Origin of the sequence: Sphingobacterium sp. ML3W (assembly GCF_000747525.1) — a bacterium.
GTDB lineage: Bacteria > Bacteroidota > Bacteroidia > Sphingobacteriales > Sphingobacteriaceae > Sphingobacterium.
The window spans coordinates 4,982,182-5,000,695 of record NZ_CP009278.1; the positions used below are offsets into that span (position 1 = coordinate 4,982,182).

The following is an 18,514-nucleotide window of genomic DNA, read 5'->3' on the forward strand; positions in this document are numbered from 1 at the left end:
ATAGTAAAATGATGAAACAGATCATATCAAACGAATGGAAATCGTTGCTCAGGGTGAAGGCTTTTTCTTATCTGACCTATTTCTTTATCATGAGCTTAGGAGTTGTTTCCTGGCTGGGAACAGTACAGAACAAGGAGCAAGATGTACAGCAAAAAAAAGCTACTGAACATGTTCGTGCGCAATGGGAAAACATTAAACAAATGAACACACATAGTGCAGCTCATTTTGGTTCGTATGCGTTTAAACCTGTTACTCCTTTGAGTAGTATGGATGATGGTGTAAGTGCGAGTACAGGAAATGTAATTCGTTTGGAAGCTCATGTCCAGAATGAAACTGCATATTCGGAGGCTTCACAATCTCTCAGCATTTCAAAATTCGGAAAGCTTAAACCATCACTAATTCTGCAATTTGTCATCCCCTTATTTCTGATCTTTCTAGCCTTTAATTCAGTAAGCAAAGAAAAAGAACAGGGAAGATTGAAACTGCTGGTCTTACAGGGAGCCAGCCTGCCCAAATTGGTTGTAGCAAAAACCATCGGCGTCTGGACGTATGGAGTTTTATTACTGCTGTTTACCCTGGTGGTCCAGATCCTGCTGAACCTCCAAAGTATTTCGGTAGACTATTTTTGGAGATTATCTTTATTGTTCTTCTCCTACTGCGCCTACTATTATGTGGTTACGGCATTAACCGTTTATTTTTCGGCCAGATTAGCAAATAATACAGCTGCTCTTTCTTCCATGATTGCCGTATGGCTGCTATGGACCATCTTCCTGCCTAAAATATGGGGTAATTCGGTAGAGAAAATATATCCCCTGCCCAGCCGTGAGGAGTTTAAAGCTTTAATGGCTCAAGATCGTTCCCAAGGCATTGACGGTCATAATCCTTCCGATAAAAGAGGAAAGGCATTCGAGGAAAAAATACTGGCGCAGTACAAGATGGATAGTTTATCCCAACTTCCCGTCAACTTCGATGGCATGCGCATGCAACAGGACGAGGAATACGGAAATATGGTATGGGACAGGCATTTTGGGAACAAATATAAGGTGCTGGAAAAACAAAAAAAAACCTATCAATATTCCGGTATTATCAATCCCTTTGCCTCTTTACAGGATGCCAGTATGGGATTCAGCGGCAGTGACATGTTACATTTTGTGAATTTCCAATTGCAGGCAGAACACTACCGTAGGATTCTGATCAAAACCCTCAATGACAAACAGACTTATGGAGGTTCAAAAACCGGGGACTGGGGCTGGAAAGAAAACAATGATTTTTACCGGTCGGTAAAGGATTTTGAATATCGGACGCCGGTATTAAAGGAGGTTTGGTCCAGCTATAGTCTTAATCTTCTGACATTGGCACTATGGGTCGTTTTTACCACCATATTGATCATTTTTGGTTCTAAAAAAACAACTATATTATGAAAATCAGTCAGCACATAAAATTCGAAATTTTACATTTTTCAAGAAGCAGATTCAAGGTTATCTCATTGTTTCTGTTTCTTATTGCCGCCGTTTACGGGTTGCAGAGCGGATGGGAACTGTTTCAAAAACAGACACGGCAAATAACAGCCATTGAAAGCAAAAATGCCCAGAGCGTGCGTGATGTTCTAAACTGGTACGATACCCAAAAGAAAGGTCCGGAGGAAAAATACTGGATCGATATTACAACGCCTTATTGGGCAAGTATGTACGCACCGATTACTGTTTTGAAGAAACCTTCCACGTTATTGCCCTTCAGTATAGGCCAGACAGAACAGTACGGATATTACAAGAATGTCAACATCAGAAGCTCGGTATTTGATGCAGACCTGGCCGAAGAAATTTCCAATCCTGAACGATTGAGTGTAGGGACATTGGATTTCGGTTTTGTAGTGATTTATTTATTACCGTTATTGATTATCATCTTATTATTTAATGTTGGTGGACTGGAGAAAGATCTTGATTTTTACCGTTTGATAGAGGTGCAGCAGGGAGCTTCGTCCCGATGGCTTATCGCTCGATATGCATTTTATTACGGTTTATTAGGATTGTTGCTATTACTGGTAGCACTTCCTTATGCATATATGAGTGGAGCATTGTACCAACAAGCTTTTCAGTTTTTTTTATTACCTATTTTGCTGTACGGATATATGTTGCTTTGGTTTGTTATTTACTATCTAGTGAATAGAGAAGGTAAAGGAAGTGCGAGCCAAGCGATAAAGATGGTTTCTGTATGGGTGATGCTGAGTGTCATTCTTCCTGGTTCTATTCACCAATTTGCTTCATTGAAGTATCCTATGACTTACCTTACCGATTTTTTAGAAGCCAATAGGGATGAACTATACAAACTGCAGGACACACCACCGGAAAAAGTTACCCAAAATCTTTTTACAGCATATCCAGAATTGGCAAAAACAAAATCTGCAATGGAAGACAGTATCCCAGATAAAAATATCATTGGAAATTCATTGGATGCTTTGATCAATATATCAAGTAAACAAGCTGCAAAACGGGAAGAAAAATATAATGAAACCAAGAACGGTTTTATTAAAAGCACCTATTTGATAAACCCTGTGTTATTTTTTCAAAATACGCTTAATGCCCTATGTGGTACAGATTATTATGCATATCAACAGTTCAGAAGTGAAATCCAAACCGCTATCGATAAAAAAGCAGGTACTCTTTTATTCGATACCTGGAATAAGGAGGTCATAAATAAAGAAAATTACCTGAAATATCTGAGCGTGGAATAATTATCTGAATAATATTAAACTGCATTATGTACGGATGATTCAACTTGATAATTCTTGATGAAAGTTGCTTTATGAAAAGAAAATAGGCCAGATGAATTTATAAAATAGGAAAAGTCTGTCGTATCGGTGATAGCCATGCTTTTCCTTTGCATCATTTGAAATTTAATTTTATTCCAAGGAGCTAAAATTTTGCTGTAATCCTCATTGTTAATAAAGAATAAACGCGTCCTCTTGATTTATCCTTTAACAGTGAGTGTTTTTTACTTCCGGTGAGTAATGACTTTTTGCTTCAGCTGGGGTAATGTTTTAGTTGAAAAATTTGTATTAATATGCTATTATTGCTTTTCAATTCCGATTTGTTTTTGTAATTTGACTTCATTGAAAAAGCATCGGCTACGTTTGGTCGAAAATTGAACTAAAGTAAAGTTCCCTTTAGCCCGTGTTTCGCCAATACTTTTCCCTTTGCAGTTATTTTTTGGATACAGTCCAACAGATAAACCACAATAGCGGAACCATTAAGGCTTATGTATAGCGAAAGAATAATAATTAAATAAATATAAAGAAATGACAAGTAAATTTTTGACAATTGCAATGGTGATTTCAGTTTTATTAACTGCCTGTAAACAAGGATCAAAGGAAGAAAAAACGGGTAGCACAAAAACAGAACAAGTGACAGCTACGCCTAATGACATCGCTACCCAATCACTAGCTGACAAAGAAGGCAATAAACTTGCAATGTCTTTTGACAATGTCAAAGACATTGCAACAATAACAATTAATGGAGAAACAGCGGAACTTGTTAGCCAAAAACCTGCATCTGGCATTTGGTATAAGAATGACCACTATGAATTGAGAGGTAAAGGGAACGACATCCAGCTAGTGAAAGACGGAAAGGTAATTTTTGAACATCAGGACGATAAGGTCGAAATTGAAGTAAAGAATGACAGAGGCGATGTTTTAAATATGACCTTCAACAACACAGACGGAACTGTTAAAACCTATCTGAACGGAGGGGAACAAATTGATTTAGTAGCGCAAAAAGCTGCTTCCGGAATATGGTATAAAAACGACGATTACGAATTATCTGGCAAGGGTGATAAGTATGAATTATTAAAAGATGGAAAAACAGTATTCAAAAATTAAAACTACTTCGAATAACCAAGCTTTAGTTTTGTTCGCAGAACAAGATAATAAAACCTGTTGAACAAAACCTTCGAGAACTTTTCTTCTATTTTTTTTGCGAAGGAGTTGTCAGTTTTAGAGTTTAGTAGAGCAAAGCAGTATTTTTGAAATACTGCTTTTTTTGTCGTGGTAACGTGATTTTTAAGGCATCAACAACTCTTCTTTTTGCTCATAGAATACAAAAACCCCTACCTGCAAACTTATTTAATAGGGGAATTTTAGAATAAGGCTAAAAATCCTGCGACGTTTCACGCTATCAGAAATGAGGGCTGCCGTTGCAGTTTTTTACCATCTACTCTAAATAAACTGACAGTCATTGGATTTAGTATCGATTAATTTCTTTTAAAAAAGAAGGGAACTAGGTTGTCATCCTAGTTCCCTTAGCTACTAATTAGGAGACTCTTTTTCAAACCATCTTTGAAGTTTTACGTGTTGATAAACGCTATTGCCTCGCAAGGGACAATCTTGCATAGTAACTTCATTATGGAACCGTGAGCAGCTAATATTAGATTACTAAGTTCTTTAGGAACAATATTGCGCTCTTCAAAATAAAGATGTATGATTTCATTTTGTTCAGTGGTTTTTACTTGAAATATCAAAAAATAACTATATAGAAGTTTATGAGGCGTAAGTTCCATAAAAGATGACGATTTAGCAATAGTGCTAATTCCATTTAGCATCCACTATTTTTTCTTGTAAAGTGAAAAACAAATCGAATAAACTTTTGAGTCTGTACTCCTTTTACTTATCAGGTTTATTTCAATGAAACTGGTGGGACTTTCATCATTTATATCAATTATTTTTTCTATTATACCTAATTTGATTCAAGAAACATAATAAATGCCTAACTCAACAGTCCTTTTAACAATAAACTTAAAAACAAGAACAAAAAAAATGATATTGAGAAGTTATTCTCTCAATATCATTTAATTTCTTTATATCTGTAATATATTTTAAAACAGAATAATGAAATTTACATCCAATAACTTCCACTTTCAAAGGGAGTATCTACCGCCTCTTCCCAATCAGCTTCAGCTTCTTCAACAGAGACATTAAATTCATTCGCTATATCGGAAATAAATTGATCAAAATCATCACCAGAAGGACGTTCAGCAAATACTCTAACAGGAATTTTAAGATTTAAATCTTGGGTGGCTAAAAAGGCATTACTTGGTGCATTAAATGGAGATGGATTTCCGTTTTGATCTAACTTATTGCCTTTCATTATATGAACCAAAATAACATTCAAATCAAATTGGGTGTAAGATTGATTAACAAAAAAGTAACCTTTTAAACCTATTGGATCCTTGCTGCCCCGTAAGACAACACCGTTATGTGTGAACATACCATCCTCAGGATTAGTATCACGATATACATAGTCTAAAATTGTACTGGCAGCAGGAAAATCAATATCCGTATCGATTTTCTTGGCATTTTTTGATAGAAAAAAATGTTGATGAATCGGTGCATTTTTCTCGGTTGTGAATTCAGAATTCATACGTTCTCCTTTTTTATTAAAATAAATAATTTCCAAAGCATAGATTTCATCTTTAATTAACCGAATAGGCACATCTGGCTTAATTAAATTTCCGGTTTCATCGTACTCATAACTGATTTCCTGAACGGATTTGAAATATTTAACGTTGTCATTAATGGGATTTCCATGAAAAGTTGCACCATGCAGATGTCCACGGTGAAATTTAAATGTTACTTTAGCCCAATCATCATGTCCTAAATCTGAGGTTTCATCAGTGGGGGTTACAGGCATATCGTCATCTTTACTGCAAGAGGTTAATCCTAACATAATCATGACTGAGAATGCAAATAAAACGGTTTTAAACAATTGTCGTGTTTTCATAAAAAAAAAATTAAAAATTAAATTGAATGTTCACATTAATACTACGACCTCTATCGTGAACAAAATAGCGGTGTAAATTTAAATAGTCTTTATAAAGGGTATTAAATAGATTATCTATGCTACCAGTAAATCTTAAATTTAGATTTTTGTCAAATGAATATTGTGAGCTAATCGCAATATTAAATATGTTATATGCACTAGGTGTTTGGGTCGATAATTCATAATCGGGATTAAAATTCCTTTTCTTTCCTACCCAATCATGACTAATCTGTATGCTGTTATCATCGAATCTGGCAAAAAATGGAAATTGATAACTTAAGTGATTATGCAATCTTATTGGTGAAATGTTGGGCAGTGAATTTTTAGATTTAACTTCTTCTCCTTGAATCCAAGATAATTTATTTGTGAATTCTAATTTGGGAGTAATGTCTGTAATATGAATTAGATCCAATCCATATATTAAAGCATCTTGTTGCTTGAATTGGAAAATGGCCGCTGGTCCAGAAAAAAGTTGCTTGTATTGATGGGTAGGAATAGCGTAGATGTAATCATTTAGCCTATTGACGAAACCTTGAAGTTCTAAGGTTGTTTCTTTGATTTTATATTTAATGGTATTCATCCATTTTAACCCCTTTTCCGCTTTCATTTTCTTATCACCAACAAAATAAATAGGAATTCCGTGTTGCTTTCCATTAGCATACAATTCATAAGATTCGGGAACGCGCCATCCATAACTTAAAGAAGAATTAAAATCCCACTTTCCAGTAGATAATTTGGTGGCTAACTGAGTAGATAGGGAAGAAAAGTCTTTATTCTCGCCATATGTTTGCCCCAAAAAGTTAATTCCTCGAGCGTTCATTAGTGCCCAATCATAACGTAAGCCAGCGTTTAAGATCCAATGGTTAAGCAGTAAAGTATGATGTGTGTAAATTGATTTTTCTTTGTAAATATAATTAGGCAAAGCAGGCGTTACACCGGTTCCGGGTTGATTGAAATTTTCTTTGTTTCTGATTTGAAAACCAAGCGCTGAATGAAGAAAATTTTTTCTGAATTCTATTTCTGAATTGATATGAGTAGAACTCAATATCATTTCTTGAACAGGAACTGAATTTGATGTACTCCGTCTTATATCAAATTCTTCTCTATGATTTTTTTGATAGGTATATTGCGCTTTTGCAAACCAATGTGGTGCAAGTGTCCATTTGGCAGTTGCATTTGCAATTTGGTGCACACTCTTCTGATAAGGCGCTTGAATATTAAATGAATAAGGATAAGTTAGCAATGGTCTGCCCAACTCAATACGCTCTTCAAATTCTTCAATATTTCCTGTTAGCGCACCAAAATAATTACCTTGTTTGGAATTATAATTAGAATAAAAAGTTTTAATTACTACCTTATTGAGTTCGTATTCTATCTCCGCTTGATAGCTCTCTAGTCTTGTTCCGGAATTGGTTACATTATATTCTGCTGTGTGATAATCCCCATTTTGTGTATTATTACCACTTAAACGCCAACGTAGCCCCTTTATCTGGCTCAAATTTTGGTAAACTTTAAAGTTCCCTCCCCAGCCACCTGTATTACCTAAATAATGGGTTGTTACGGAACCGCTAACCTCTTTGTTAATAGGAATTCTACCTGCATTTACATTTACAACACCTCCCAGTGCATTTGAACCATATTTTACTGTTTCTGCGCCACGTAAAATACTTAAATTATTGGCTAAATCTGCATCAATTTCAGGCGAATGTGCGTCTGCCCAGTCCTGATTTTCTAATTTCACACCATTAATCATATATACTAATCGACTACTGGATAAACCATCTATTATTGGTTTAGAAACATTCGTCCCAGACTTACGAATTTGAACTCCAGATAAGGATTCCAAATGATGTGCTAAATCTTTGCCTGTATTGGTACGATGTATGAAATCACTAACTTTCTGAGGTTGATAAATAGATTTATGCGGATTGATATATTTTAATATAACCTCATCTAATTGTACTACTGTACTATCACTTTGCCCAAATACTGATATATTAACCAATAGTAAAGCAAGGAATAGTATTTTATGATAATGCATTTTTTTTTGTTTTAATTTTAAAGAAGGTTACGGGCTTTGCTGTCAGTAAGATCATTCTCAGCAATTGATATACGCGTATTATGATTATGCTCATTTAAACCATAATTAAATTTGGTCTCGCTTTTGTACAGGTACTGCCCTGGCGAAAATGCGCCCCTTCGATCCATCAATTCCAACGTAACATCATAATGAGACGCTAAAGTAAGCCCACCAAGACGAAGGGTAGTAATATTGTCCATTGCAAATCCAAGCAGACAAAAATTGTCGAACCCTACTCCATAAGAAGAACTTTGTACGGAAGGATCTGACATCAAAATATCGTGAACAGTTATGGCTGATATTCCCCGTATGTTCTTTGCCCCAAAAGTTTGTATTGTCAGCGGTACGTCCATTATATCCTTGCTCTCAAATCCTCCCACGTTTACTTCAAAGGATTCTCTTAGAAGTGCGGTAATAATTACTTCCTGTAATAAGGTTGTTGTATCTTTCGGAATTCCTTGACCGAAAAGAGAAGAGGAGAACGTTGCACTAAAAAAAATGTAGGAGGAAAGAACCACTACCTTTTTTCGTATTGATTTGCGAGGTAAAATATTCTCAAATTCACAAAAACGCTTATTAATAGATTTATTCATATATTTTATGGGCTAATTATTTATATTTGCAATCAATGCAACATTGTTGCAAATATAACGATTATATCCACAAACGCAACATTGTTGCTGTAATAAAATAATAGAAAGATGAAACAAACAAGAAATACAGTAGCTAAGGCGGAAATATTAAGATTTATCAGCCAATCTGAAATTGCTCTATCTCATTCTGAAATACAACATACTCTGAATGGCTTGCGTGATAGGGTTACTACTTACAGAATATTAGATTGACCTCCTCCCAAAAAACTGGAGCATTTAAAAGTAGAGAATTCGGATTTGAATTACTAATTTTAAATAGGAGGAAAAACGATGAAAAGATCGAAGTTTACCGAAGCTCAGATCGCCTTTGCGATCAAGCAGTCTGAGACGGGTACCCGGGTGGAGGAAGTCTGCCGTAAAATGGGTATCAGCGAGGCGACATTCTACAATTGGAAGAAAAAATACGGAGGTCTGGGTATCTCCGAACTTCGAAAACTGCGCCAGCTTGAAGAAGAAAATGCTCAGCTGAAGAAGTTTGTTGCCGATCTGAGTTTGGATAAACAGATGTTGCAGGATGTGTTAAAAAAAACTAAGCATAGCGTCTCATGAATTCCATAGGAAATATACAATAATGAATAAAAGTATTGAGACCTTCTCAACGTAGAAAAATACTGAAGGGATTAGTTGCGGACTATCGGGTTTCATTGCGGAAAGCATGCAAGGTATCACTACTAAGTACTTCTGTTTGGTACTATAAAGCCCACCGTCGCAAAAATCTTCCATTACGCTTAAGGTTACGTAATATAGCCGAAACATGGGTACGTTATGGACTCTGGCGAGTCTATATTCTTTTACGTCGTGAAGGTTGGTCTGACAACCATAAACGTGTATATCGGATCTATAAAGAAGAAGGTCTAGAACTTAAGGAGTAAACGCCCTCGATGCGACAGAGCAGCCTCTCATCGTTCTGAAAGACCTTCGTTTTCCAATTTACATGACTGCTGGAGCATGGAGTTAGCTTCGCTGCTACTTCGTGGTTGTGGCAGACGCACTGTTTGACGGGAAGAAAATCCGTTGCTTAACTATAGTGGATAATTATAGTCGTAAATGCATGGCGATCCATGTTGGACAGGGTATAAAAGGCTATCAGGTTGTAGAAGTTCTGGAAGAATTGAGGTTGTTTAAAGGAGCCAAAACAAAGAAAATTCAAGTGGATAATGGCTCTGAATTGCAAAGCAATCATGAACTCCGAGAAAAACAGACACGAGTGAATAATTTATCTCAAAGGAAATGGATAGGTGGGACTACGAACAAAAAGTTGAACTTGTCTTTTCAAGACCTGGAAAACCTACGGATAATGCGTATATTGAGTCGTTCAATGGGAGCTTTCGTGATGAATGCTTAAACACCAATTGGTTCCTTTCGTTGGAGGTTGCTAAGCAGAAAATTGAAGACTGGAGAGACGAATATAACACTTTCAGACCCCATAGCTGTTTAGGGGATTTAACACCTGAAATGTTTATTGAAAATCAGGTCAAAACAGCAAATTTTTCTACTTTAGAATACTCCTGAAATTGGAATGACGTCATCGTCCTGATGGTCAATACTTCTGTTTGATGGACGACTGATGGACCATTTGTAAAATCCAGCTCTACTCACTTTAAATACTGAACACATCTTCCCAACTAAAAATATACTGCTATGATTCTTTATGAACATGAATATTTGTTGTCGCCCTTGGAGAAGACGCTGATAGCCTTTTTTAAAATGTCGCGCTCCATCTGCGTTTCTCGCAGTTCTTTCTTCAATAATGCCAGCTCTTGTTCAGCTGCACTGAGGATAACTTTACCATTCCCAGGGAAGCTACTGCTTTGTTTAATCGAAAACTCTTTCCGCCAACGGTACAACAATGCAGGACTGACATCTAGTTCTTTGGCCAGTGCACTCAAATCTGTACGGGTATTACTCAGTTCAACACTCATGATCTTGAACTCTTTAGGGTATGCTTTTCTTTCTCGTGACATAATTTCTGTTAAGTTATCAAATTCCCTTAACTTACTGTCTACTCAAAGATAGCAACTCCAAAGTAAGTGTACTCAAATTCGTTTCTTCCTGAATGGAGAAACCTAAAAAGCTCATTTGTCCAGTAATTTTTCCTTGCAAATGGCGCACTTCACCAAAAGCAACATTTATTGCTTTATTATTCCAAGTAAAATTTGTCCAGTTTTTATGTTGATAGATGTATTTTGCCATTGCTTTTTTTATTCTTACGGTGAATAATACAATTAATCTCCGCAATCAAATTGAACACCTTAGATAAATATTATCTTTTTACGTCTAAAAATTGGATTTAGTACGAATACATAATGTCCAGACACTGTCTGGACACCTGACTTGGTTATTTATTTGTAAACTTTTAATCATTGGTGATAAAAACAAAAAAAGCTTTTTGGAACTGAAAATAAAGCGATGAATTTCATTAAATTCAATCATGCAGATATACTTAAGGAATCTGGATTTGCACCAACGCGATGGTACCATTGCGAAGTATGTGACGGGTGGCATATCAGCAGCAGCAAAAAATTGAATTTTGCACCTCCCGAATTACCTGAAATAGCTACTGCCCCAACGATACTACACTTGCCTAATCAATACAAAGGATTGAGAGCTAGAGATAGAAAACCACTCTAAAACCGTCCTAGTTAGCAGCAAGCTTTACCTCTCGACCAAGCAGATTCATCAAAAGCTCTTGGAGCATTTTTTTTGAAACAATATTTCCATCCTGCTTATTATAGCAGATTACAAAAGCTACAAGAAGAAGAGAAAATAGAATACCGTGGCGAAGGTAAATCTGGAGGCTACTGGGTTGTTGATTAAGGAGCATGCTAAATGAAACTATCGGTAGCCGAATATGGGGCTTGAACTTTCCCACAGAAAACAGCTGGAAGAGATGATAAATGCGATCTTAATGAAAGAAAGAAAATAATAATCGGTTGGAATAACCCAAATTATTGACCATATCTTTACAAAAGTCAATAAGCTGAGCTCTTAAGAAAAGCTACTTTTGTACATGTTTAAAAATACTCGATCTGCAATAGTGGTTTTGTTGTTTCTTTTAATACCCGTGAGCAAGAGCTTTTCTCAAATCGGAGTTGGAATAAAATTTGGTGGAAATTTATCCCATGCTGATGGATTATCATTCCACTCATCGAATCGCGTCGGTTTTCAAGCCGGAGGAATAATTAGCTATCATTTTAGACCTAATATGGCTATTCAAGTAGAACCTACATATAACATCAGCCGCATAAGGGCAAATTCTGAAACTGTCGATTACCTTAACGGGATTGCTAAAGGAAACAAGGCACTCCAATTTTTTGATTTCCTTATATTGTTTAAATTGAACGTTACCTCAGGTTTTGCATTGTTGGGTGGTATAGAATTCAATGAACTTCTAAATGAGGATAAATATCATCTGAATAATGGAGAGAGGGCATTTAATAGCGGCTCTCAATTAGGTTACACTTTTGGATTAGAATTGGGAAAATTATATTTTCGATATCGAGCTGTAGAAAGAAAAACCGTGGTATACCGCAATTGGAACACGCTTATTGAGCAATATCAAATTGGCGTAAAATGGATTGTTTTTTAAACAATCCATTTTAGTTAAAATACAGTTTATTATATCGACAAAAGATATTCCTAGAAAAAATTAATGAAGCCAAAAGCGGAATTTGGATAGACTCCTGATTTAAAAAATAAACCTCTTTAACAACAGCATCTCTCGCTGACTTCAAAATACCAACCAACAGCTCAAATTCCTACGGAAGACAATCATTAACTCCATATTTTTTAAATAGCCTTTCAGGTATAGTTTCAGTGGTAAATTTACCTGTACATAGTAAACATGCACAGATTCATAATTGAAATGAGGCCTATGGTCATCTCATTAAGATATAAAAGCAGTAGCGTCCTAAACGTTGAAAAAAGTGGCGGTGTTTTGCTATAGCAAAGTTGCTATATTTAAATCGTCAAATTTTAACACACCGCCATGGTAAATTTAAACGTTTTTAGTCAGATTTTATCACTTATCGACCGCGAATTATTCAAGGTTTTGGTTGCTAAGCACAAGAGTGACAAACATTGTAAAGGGATCAACAGCTGGACGCATCTTGCTAGCATGTTGTTTTGCCATTTTTCTTCTGCAGATTCAGTTCGTGATATCAGTAATGGCTTACGTAGTACGACTGGTAATTTGAACCATTTAGGTGTTGGTAGAGCACCCAGCAAGTCCAATATTTCCTATATCAACAAGCACCGCACCCATGAACTCTTTAAAGATCTGTACTTTTCGCTATTAGATAAGCTATGGCAAAAGGATACCCATTTGCGCAAAGATCTAACGCAATTAAAGCGCAAGGTTTATCTGATGGATGCCAGTATCATCCCTTTATGTTTATCTGTATTTGACTGGGCTAAATTTAGAAGCACCAAAGGTGCTGTAAAACTGCACACTGTGCTGGATTATGATGGATGTCTTCCTGTTTTCATGCAGATTACAGACGGGAAAGTTCATGAAAGCCAGCGTGCGGGTAGCTATAGTTTTTCCAAAGGAAGCGTTGTAGTGGTGGATAGAGGTTATGTGGATTACAACTGGCTCGGGGATTTGGACAGCAGAGGTTGTTATTTTGTTACCAGGAGTAAAACTAACATGAAGTACAACGTTATCAAGTCATACCAGAGTGAAGCACTCCTTGAAAAGGGAATCATTAAAGATGAGATCATTGAGCTTTCTGGTCCATCAGCAGATAGATACAACTCTAAACCATTACGCTTGATTCACTTTTGGGACAGCAGCACAGACAACCAGTACCACTTTCTGACAAATAATATCCAATGGAAGGCATCACTAGTAGCTAACATTTATAAACAGCGATGGCAGATCGAGATTTTCTTCAAGCATCTGAAGCAACGCTTAAAAATATCATCTTTTGTGGGTACTTCTGAAAATGCGGTCATGATCCAAATATGGACTTCGTTGATTGGAATATTACTGCTCAAATACCTTCAGAAGAAGGCTAAATACGATTGGAATCTGTCTAACTTGGTCGGGTTTATCAGGATGAATATATTCGTGAAAATAAATATATGGCAATGGATAGATGATCCTTTTATCAGGCCACCAGTTAAGGGTAAAAATGGACAGCTACAGATATTCTCAGACTAAAAAATAGGGTCAAAATTGAAATTATCTAAAAATAGATACTGTTTCAAGGGAAACACGCGCCTAAAATTTATTTAGGACGGAAGTGATATAAAAGATTTTAAACAATAAAAAGGTTTCAATGTGAAAGAATGTCCACTTTCTATTTAACAAAATGTTAATTAAATTATCTTAAAAAAGCCTTCAACACATCTTATCTAATAGGTTTAACAAATTCATTACGTTTTGATAATAAGCAGTTAATTGAAAGAAAAAACGGATATCGTAACATTGCTCTATCTAAATAATATTGAATTAAAAACCATTCCACAATGAATCGCTACCTATTGTTAGCCAAATTTTTAGGAGCCTTATTTTGTTTAACAAGTTGTGATAGCAAAAGTGAGCTTACTGAAAAAAAACATGACCCTAGTAAACCGGTCATGCTTACATCTTTTTACCCAAATGAAGGCGGAGCACGAGACAAAATCCTGTTAGACGGTGAAAATTTCGGAACTGACCCGAGCAAAATCAACGTTTATTTCAACCGTGCCAAAGCCTCTGTAATCGCAGCCAGTGGCAATCGTATCTATGCCATTGTTCCACGTCTTCCAGGCGATAACCCCAGCATCTCTGTTGTTGTAAACGGAGATTCGGTGGTTTACAACGACCCTTTTATTTACCATATACAGGCACAGGTAAGCACCGTGACGGGCAACGGGCAAAAAAACTTTAAGCCTGGTGTCCTTTCTGAGGCTGAAGTGTATGGCAAATACCTAGAACTTGATGCCGAGGGCAACATCTTTATGTCATGGCGCGATGGGGGCACCCCAGCCACTTTTGGAGTAGCCCGGATTAACGAGCGACAGAACATCGTTACGCCATTGATAGAATCTGTCGCGACCGGACGTATCCTCTATGCCAATGGCTTGACCGTAGACCGCGCTACGGGAATGCTAACTGTTGCGCATGAATCGGTCAAGGAAGTCATATTTACATTCGACCCACGAGAAGCTTGGTATCCGCGCCAACGAAACGTTAAGTACTCAACGGCAGATTATAATTCGATTGTAGCTGCCGATTTGTACAAAAATTTTGTCACTTTCTGCCCGTATGATGGGTATCTATACACACGATACCGCGATGGAAAGATTGCCAAAATACATCCCGAGACCCTTGAAGCAACCATTGTACACCAAGGCCCCTATGGATCCCAGTACGGTCAGGCAATCAATCCGGCCAAACCTTGGTTGCTGTACATTACCCTACATTCGAATGCCACACCCACCGAATTCAAACAAGGCATTTCGGTACTCGACCTACGCGACCCCAACGGAACCGGAGGATTTAAACGCCTCAATGCACCTGGTGGCAGAGGTTTTAAAGATGGTCCAATTGCCGATGCCCTTTTCAACTACCCTAAAGACATTAAGTTTGACAACAGCGGCAATATGTTTGTTGCCGATTATGGCAACCATTGTATCCGTATGGTATCTGCCGACAATATTGTGACCACAGTAGCTGGGCAGCCAGGTACTCCAGGATATAAAGATGGAGGTCCTGTAGAATCGCAATTCAATCAACCTTGGGGAGTAGCAGTCAACGAGCAGGGAGATATCTACATCGCAGATTGGAGCAATGCACGCATACGTAAATTAGTTATCGAGTAACGAATCCAAGCATACCTTTAAATGGAGTAGAATCAGCACTTACTGTTTTTAGGAAAGCCGCAAGCTTTGAAAAACACCTTATCCAACAGAAGATAATAACATATATAGCTAACAAAAAATGAAGTTCATTCAGATTATGTGCCTACTGTGCTGTTGCATTGCACACACTACAACCTTTGCACAACAAGTGAAAGAGTTACTAATTGCAGGTACCATTGTCGATAAAAATAGAGAGCCAATTTCCAACGTATCCGTATATATCAAGGACAAACCATCAGTCGGTACATCTACTAGCCAAGCGGGTAAATTTAGTATTAGAGCTAACTATGGCGATAAAATCGTGTTCAGTTATGTTGGTTACAACGCGGTAGAGCATCTCGCTGTAGAAACTAACGATCAACTGAGAATCTCCCTCATGGACAACAGTACCACTATGGACGAAGTTATGGTCGTAGGTCTGGGCAATGTGCAACGGAAGATCAGCTGGTGTCATATCCAGACTGAGCAGTGGTGAACCGGGGAAAAACATTTCCGAGTTTTGGGTACGTGGTATCGGAACATTTGGTGCCAACAGCAGTGCTTTGGTGCTTATTGACGGTTTAGAGGGTGATCTCAACACGATCGATGCGGCAGATGTAGAAAGTTTCTCAATCTTAAAAGATGCTTCGGCCACTGCCGTATACGGTGTTCGCGGTGCCAACGGTGTGGTACTGGTTACGACCAAACGAGGTATCGTCGATCGGATTCAACTGACGGCAAGAGCAAATACAACGCTTTCCCTCCTTAACCGTTTACCAGAATATTTACAGGCCTACGATTATGCAAAATTAGCAAATGAAGCTAGTATGCTCCGTGGACAAAGCCCTCTATACGACCAAACAGAAATGGGCATCATCCGTGATGGTCTAGACTTGGATATGTATCCCGACGTAAACTGGCAAGATGAAATTCTTAATAAAAATTTCTGGCGCCACAGTTATTATGTAAGTGGTAGAGGAGGATCTGAAGTGGCCCGCTACTTCTTGAGTCTAGGCGGAAAAAGCGAAACTGCGGCATATAAAGTGGATAAAAATAGCGTATACAGCTCCAACGTAGGCTTCAACACCTACAACTACCGCATCAATCTGGATATCAACTTGACCAAAACAACGAAAGTATTTTTGGGTTCTGACGGTTTTTTATCCAAATTAGACCAGCCCGGCTTAGCCAATACGGACTACATCTGGGGCGCACAATCGCGCCTTACTCCCTTATCTATTCCAGTACAGTATTCAAACGGCCACCTACCCGGTCTTGGTGGCGAAGACCAATCGTCGCCATATACCATGATTAATCGTACGGGGAAAGCCTCGGACCAGGTGTTCAAAGGAAAAACAACCTTAGCACTCAACCAAGACTTATCCTCAATATTAGATGGTCTTAAGTTTCGTGCACAAGGTGCTTACGACATCAACAGCTATTTTGAAGAACGCAGACGCGTACAGCCGGCACTTTACAGAGCCCTGGGCCGTGCATACGACGGCTCACTTATTATGCAAGAAACCGTGCAAGAAAAAAAAGCATCTTACAGCAAATCTACACGTCAGTACCGTAAATATCATTTTGAGTCTGTTATCAATTACGATCAACTATTTGGAACCGACCATCGCACATCAGCATTGGTATATTATTATCTGAGCGATGCCAAAGATACCGACGATGCCAATAGTAACCTCAATGCCATACCGCTACGTTACCAGGGTGTATCCAGTAGACTTACCTACGGTTTCCGAGACACTTATTTGTTAGATGTCAACTTTGGATATACAGGTTCCGAAAACTTCCAGCCTGGTAAGCAGTATGGTTTTTTCCCATCCGTAGCTGTAGGTTGGGTGCCTACTGGCTACCAATTTGTGAAAGAGGTAGCTCCTTGGCTTAATTACTTTAAGATCAGGGCTTCCTATGGTACTGTCGGCAACGACCGTATTTCCAATATCAGATTCCCCTACCTAACTAAAGTAAACCAAGGCAATAACGATGTATGGGGAATCCCAGATATAGAAACCATCCATGAGACACGCATTGGCGCCGACAATCTAGCCTGGGAGAAAGCCATTAAATCAAATCTGGGTATTGAAGGCAAGCTTTTTAACAACAAACTGGATTTTGTAGTCGACTTTTTCAAAGATCAGCGTAATGGCATCTTCCAGCAACGCGTACAGATTCCAGAATATGTAGGCGTCATATCCAACCCTTTTGCCAATGTAGGTCGTATGAAAAGTTCGGGTGTTGACGGAAACATCAGCTATACTCACAACATTTCTAAAGATTTAGGCTTCACGTTGCGAGGAAATTTCACTTACTCGAAAAACCTGGTACAGAACTGGGAGCAATCTTATTTGGAGTACCCTTACTTGGAGTACAATGGATTTCCGTACAATTCCATCCGTGGCTATCAATCCATAGGGCTATTTAAAGATCAGGACGATATCAAATATAGTCCTAAACAATCCTTCGGAGAAGTATTACCTGGTGATATCAAATATAAAGATGTAAATGGTGACGGCACGATTGACAAACTCGATATGGTACCGCTCACCCATAGCAATTACCCAGCAGCAATGTACGGTTTCGGTGGCGAATTTCGCTACAAGAAACTAACCTTGGGTATGCTGTTTAAAGGAACCGGAAAAACATCCTTTTTCTACGTTGGCCAATCGACGAAGATCGGTACTACCTCGACATTGAACGGTATGGGCTACATGCCATTTTTTGAGGGCAACTTGGGTAATGTACTCACCATGGCGGCAGACCCGAGCAACCGTTGGATCCCGAGGGACTATGCAATAGCCAATGGCATAGATCCAGCATTGGCGGAAAACCCCAATGCTAGATTTCCACGCTTGCAATACGGCAACAATAGCAACAACAGTCAATTGTCAACCTACTGGCAAGGCGATGCGCGCTATGTAAGATTGGAAGAACTGACGCTAAGCTACAATATCAATCCAGCGTTTCTGAAACGTATCGGAGTTTCTTCAATGGACCTGCAGTTTGTAGGTAACAACCTTTACATCTGGGACAATGTCAAAATATTTGATCCAGAACAAGCTGCTTGGAATGGTCGTAAATACCCGATACCGTCTACTTATTCCTTTCAGATATACGTCAATTTTTAATGC

Annotated in this window: 14 protein-coding genes and 1 pseudogene; 10 read left to right on the top strand and 5 right to left on the bottom strand. The window is 38.0% G+C overall.

Going from position 1 to position 18,514, the window contains the following annotated elements:
* Positions 1-8 precede the first annotated feature (8 nt).
* The 3 genes from KO02_RS21110 to KO02_RS21120 all read left to right on the top strand — a co-directional run bounded on the left by KO02_RS21110 (position 9) and on the right by KO02_RS21120 (position 3,874).
* Positions 9-1,421 carry a DUF3526 domain-containing protein gene (locus KO02_RS21110; protein WP_038701485.1) on the top strand — a complete coding sequence of 471 codons (1,413 nt, stop codon included), beginning with the start codon at positions 9-11 and terminating at the stop codon, positions 1,419-1,421.
* Positions 1,418-2,731, top strand: a complete 1,314-nt coding sequence (locus tag KO02_RS21115) for a DUF3526 domain-containing protein (RefSeq protein ID WP_038701487.1) — start codon at positions 1,418-1,420, stop codon at positions 2,729-2,731. Before KO02_RS21110 ends, KO02_RS21115 begins: the two co-directional genes overlap by 4 nt.
* Before the next feature lie 564 nt (positions 2,732-3,295).
* On the top strand, positions 3,296-3,874 hold the full coding sequence (locus KO02_RS21120; RefSeq protein ID WP_038701489.1) for an MliC family protein: 579 nt from the start codon (positions 3,296-3,298) through the stop codon (positions 3,872-3,874).
* 1,012 nt (positions 3,875-4,886) lie between these two features.
* On the opposite strand, the gene KO02_RS21130 is transcribed toward KO02_RS21120, so the two are convergent.
* From KO02_RS21130 to KO02_RS21140, 3 genes are read right to left on the bottom strand one after another with little or no spacing between them, the layout of a single operon-like run.
* Complete coding sequence (locus KO02_RS21130) at positions 4,887-5,771, bottom strand: hypothetical protein (protein WP_038701493.1); 885 nt, start codon at positions 5,769-5,771, stop codon at positions 4,887-4,889.
* A gap of 10 nt (positions 5,772-5,781) precedes the next feature.
* Positions 5,782-7,851 carry a TonB-dependent receptor plug domain-containing protein gene (locus tag KO02_RS21135; RefSeq protein ID WP_038701495.1) on the bottom strand — a complete coding sequence of 690 codons (2,070 nt, stop codon included), beginning with the start codon at positions 7,849-7,851 and terminating at the stop codon, positions 5,782-5,784.
* A 17-nt stretch (positions 7,852-7,868) separates the two neighbouring features.
* Positions 7,869-8,483: a hypothetical protein gene (locus KO02_RS21140; protein WP_038701497.1), complete on the bottom strand. Its 615-nt coding sequence runs from the start codon at positions 8,481-8,483 to the stop codon at positions 7,869-7,871.
* 330 nt (positions 8,484-8,813) lie between these two features.
* On the opposite strand from KO02_RS21140, the pseudogene KO02_RS23425 reads away from it, so the two are divergent.
* A pseudogene (locus tag KO02_RS23425) lies at positions 8,814-10,055 on the top strand (IS3 family transposase).
* A gap of 137 nt (positions 10,056-10,192) precedes the next feature.
* On the opposite strand, the gene KO02_RS21155 reads toward KO02_RS23425, so the two are convergent.
* Together KO02_RS21155 and KO02_RS21160 are read right to left on the bottom strand one after the other, a co-directional pair.
* A complete protein-coding gene (locus KO02_RS21155) occupies positions 10,193-10,507 on the bottom strand; it encodes a transposase (RefSeq protein ID WP_038701501.1) in 315 nt (104 codons plus the stop codon).
* 31 nt (positions 10,508-10,538) lie between these two features.
* Positions 10,539-10,736 (bottom strand): DUF4172 domain-containing protein, encoded by a 198-nt coding sequence (locus tag KO02_RS21160; RefSeq protein ID WP_038701503.1) that lies wholly within the window; start codon positions 10,734-10,736, stop codon positions 10,539-10,541.
* Positions 10,737-10,952: 216 nt separating this feature from the next.
* Between KO02_RS21160 and KO02_RS21165 the strand changes: the two genes are divergently transcribed.
* The 6 genes from KO02_RS21165 (at position 10,953) to KO02_RS21195 (ending at position 18,511) form a co-directional block, all read left to right on the top strand.
* Complete coding sequence (locus tag KO02_RS21165) at positions 10,953-11,174, top strand: hypothetical protein (protein WP_038701505.1); 222 nt, start codon at positions 10,953-10,955, stop codon at positions 11,172-11,174.
* 379 nt (positions 11,175-11,553) lie between these two features.
* Positions 11,554-12,132 (top strand): outer membrane beta-barrel protein, encoded by a 579-nt coding sequence (locus KO02_RS21175; RefSeq protein ID WP_038701508.1) that lies wholly within the window; start codon positions 11,554-11,556, stop codon positions 12,130-12,132.
* 399 nt (positions 12,133-12,531) lie between these two features.
* Entirely contained in the window at positions 12,532-13,707 is a 1,176-nt protein-coding gene (locus tag KO02_RS21180) for an IS4 family transposase (RefSeq protein WP_038694773.1), read from the top strand.
* Between the two features lie 308 nt (positions 13,708-14,015).
* A complete protein-coding gene (locus KO02_RS21185; protein WP_038701510.1) occupies positions 14,016-15,353 on the top strand; it encodes an IPT/TIG domain-containing protein in 1,338 nt (445 codons plus the stop codon).
* Between the two features lie 118 nt (positions 15,354-15,471).
* The gene (locus KO02_RS24190; protein ID WP_235212301.1) at positions 15,472-15,867 is read left to right on the top strand and encodes a carboxypeptidase-like regulatory domain-containing protein; all 396 of its coding nucleotides are present in this window, start codon (positions 15,472-15,474) and stop codon (positions 15,865-15,867) included.
* Positions 15,818-18,511, top strand: coding sequence for a SusC/RagA family TonB-linked outer membrane protein (locus tag KO02_RS21195; RefSeq protein ID WP_235212302.1), 2,694 nt, complete (start codon positions 15,818-15,820; stop codon positions 18,509-18,511). The genes KO02_RS24190 and KO02_RS21195 overlap by 50 nt, the downstream gene beginning before the upstream one ends.
* Positions 18,512-18,514 lie beyond the last annotated feature (3 nt).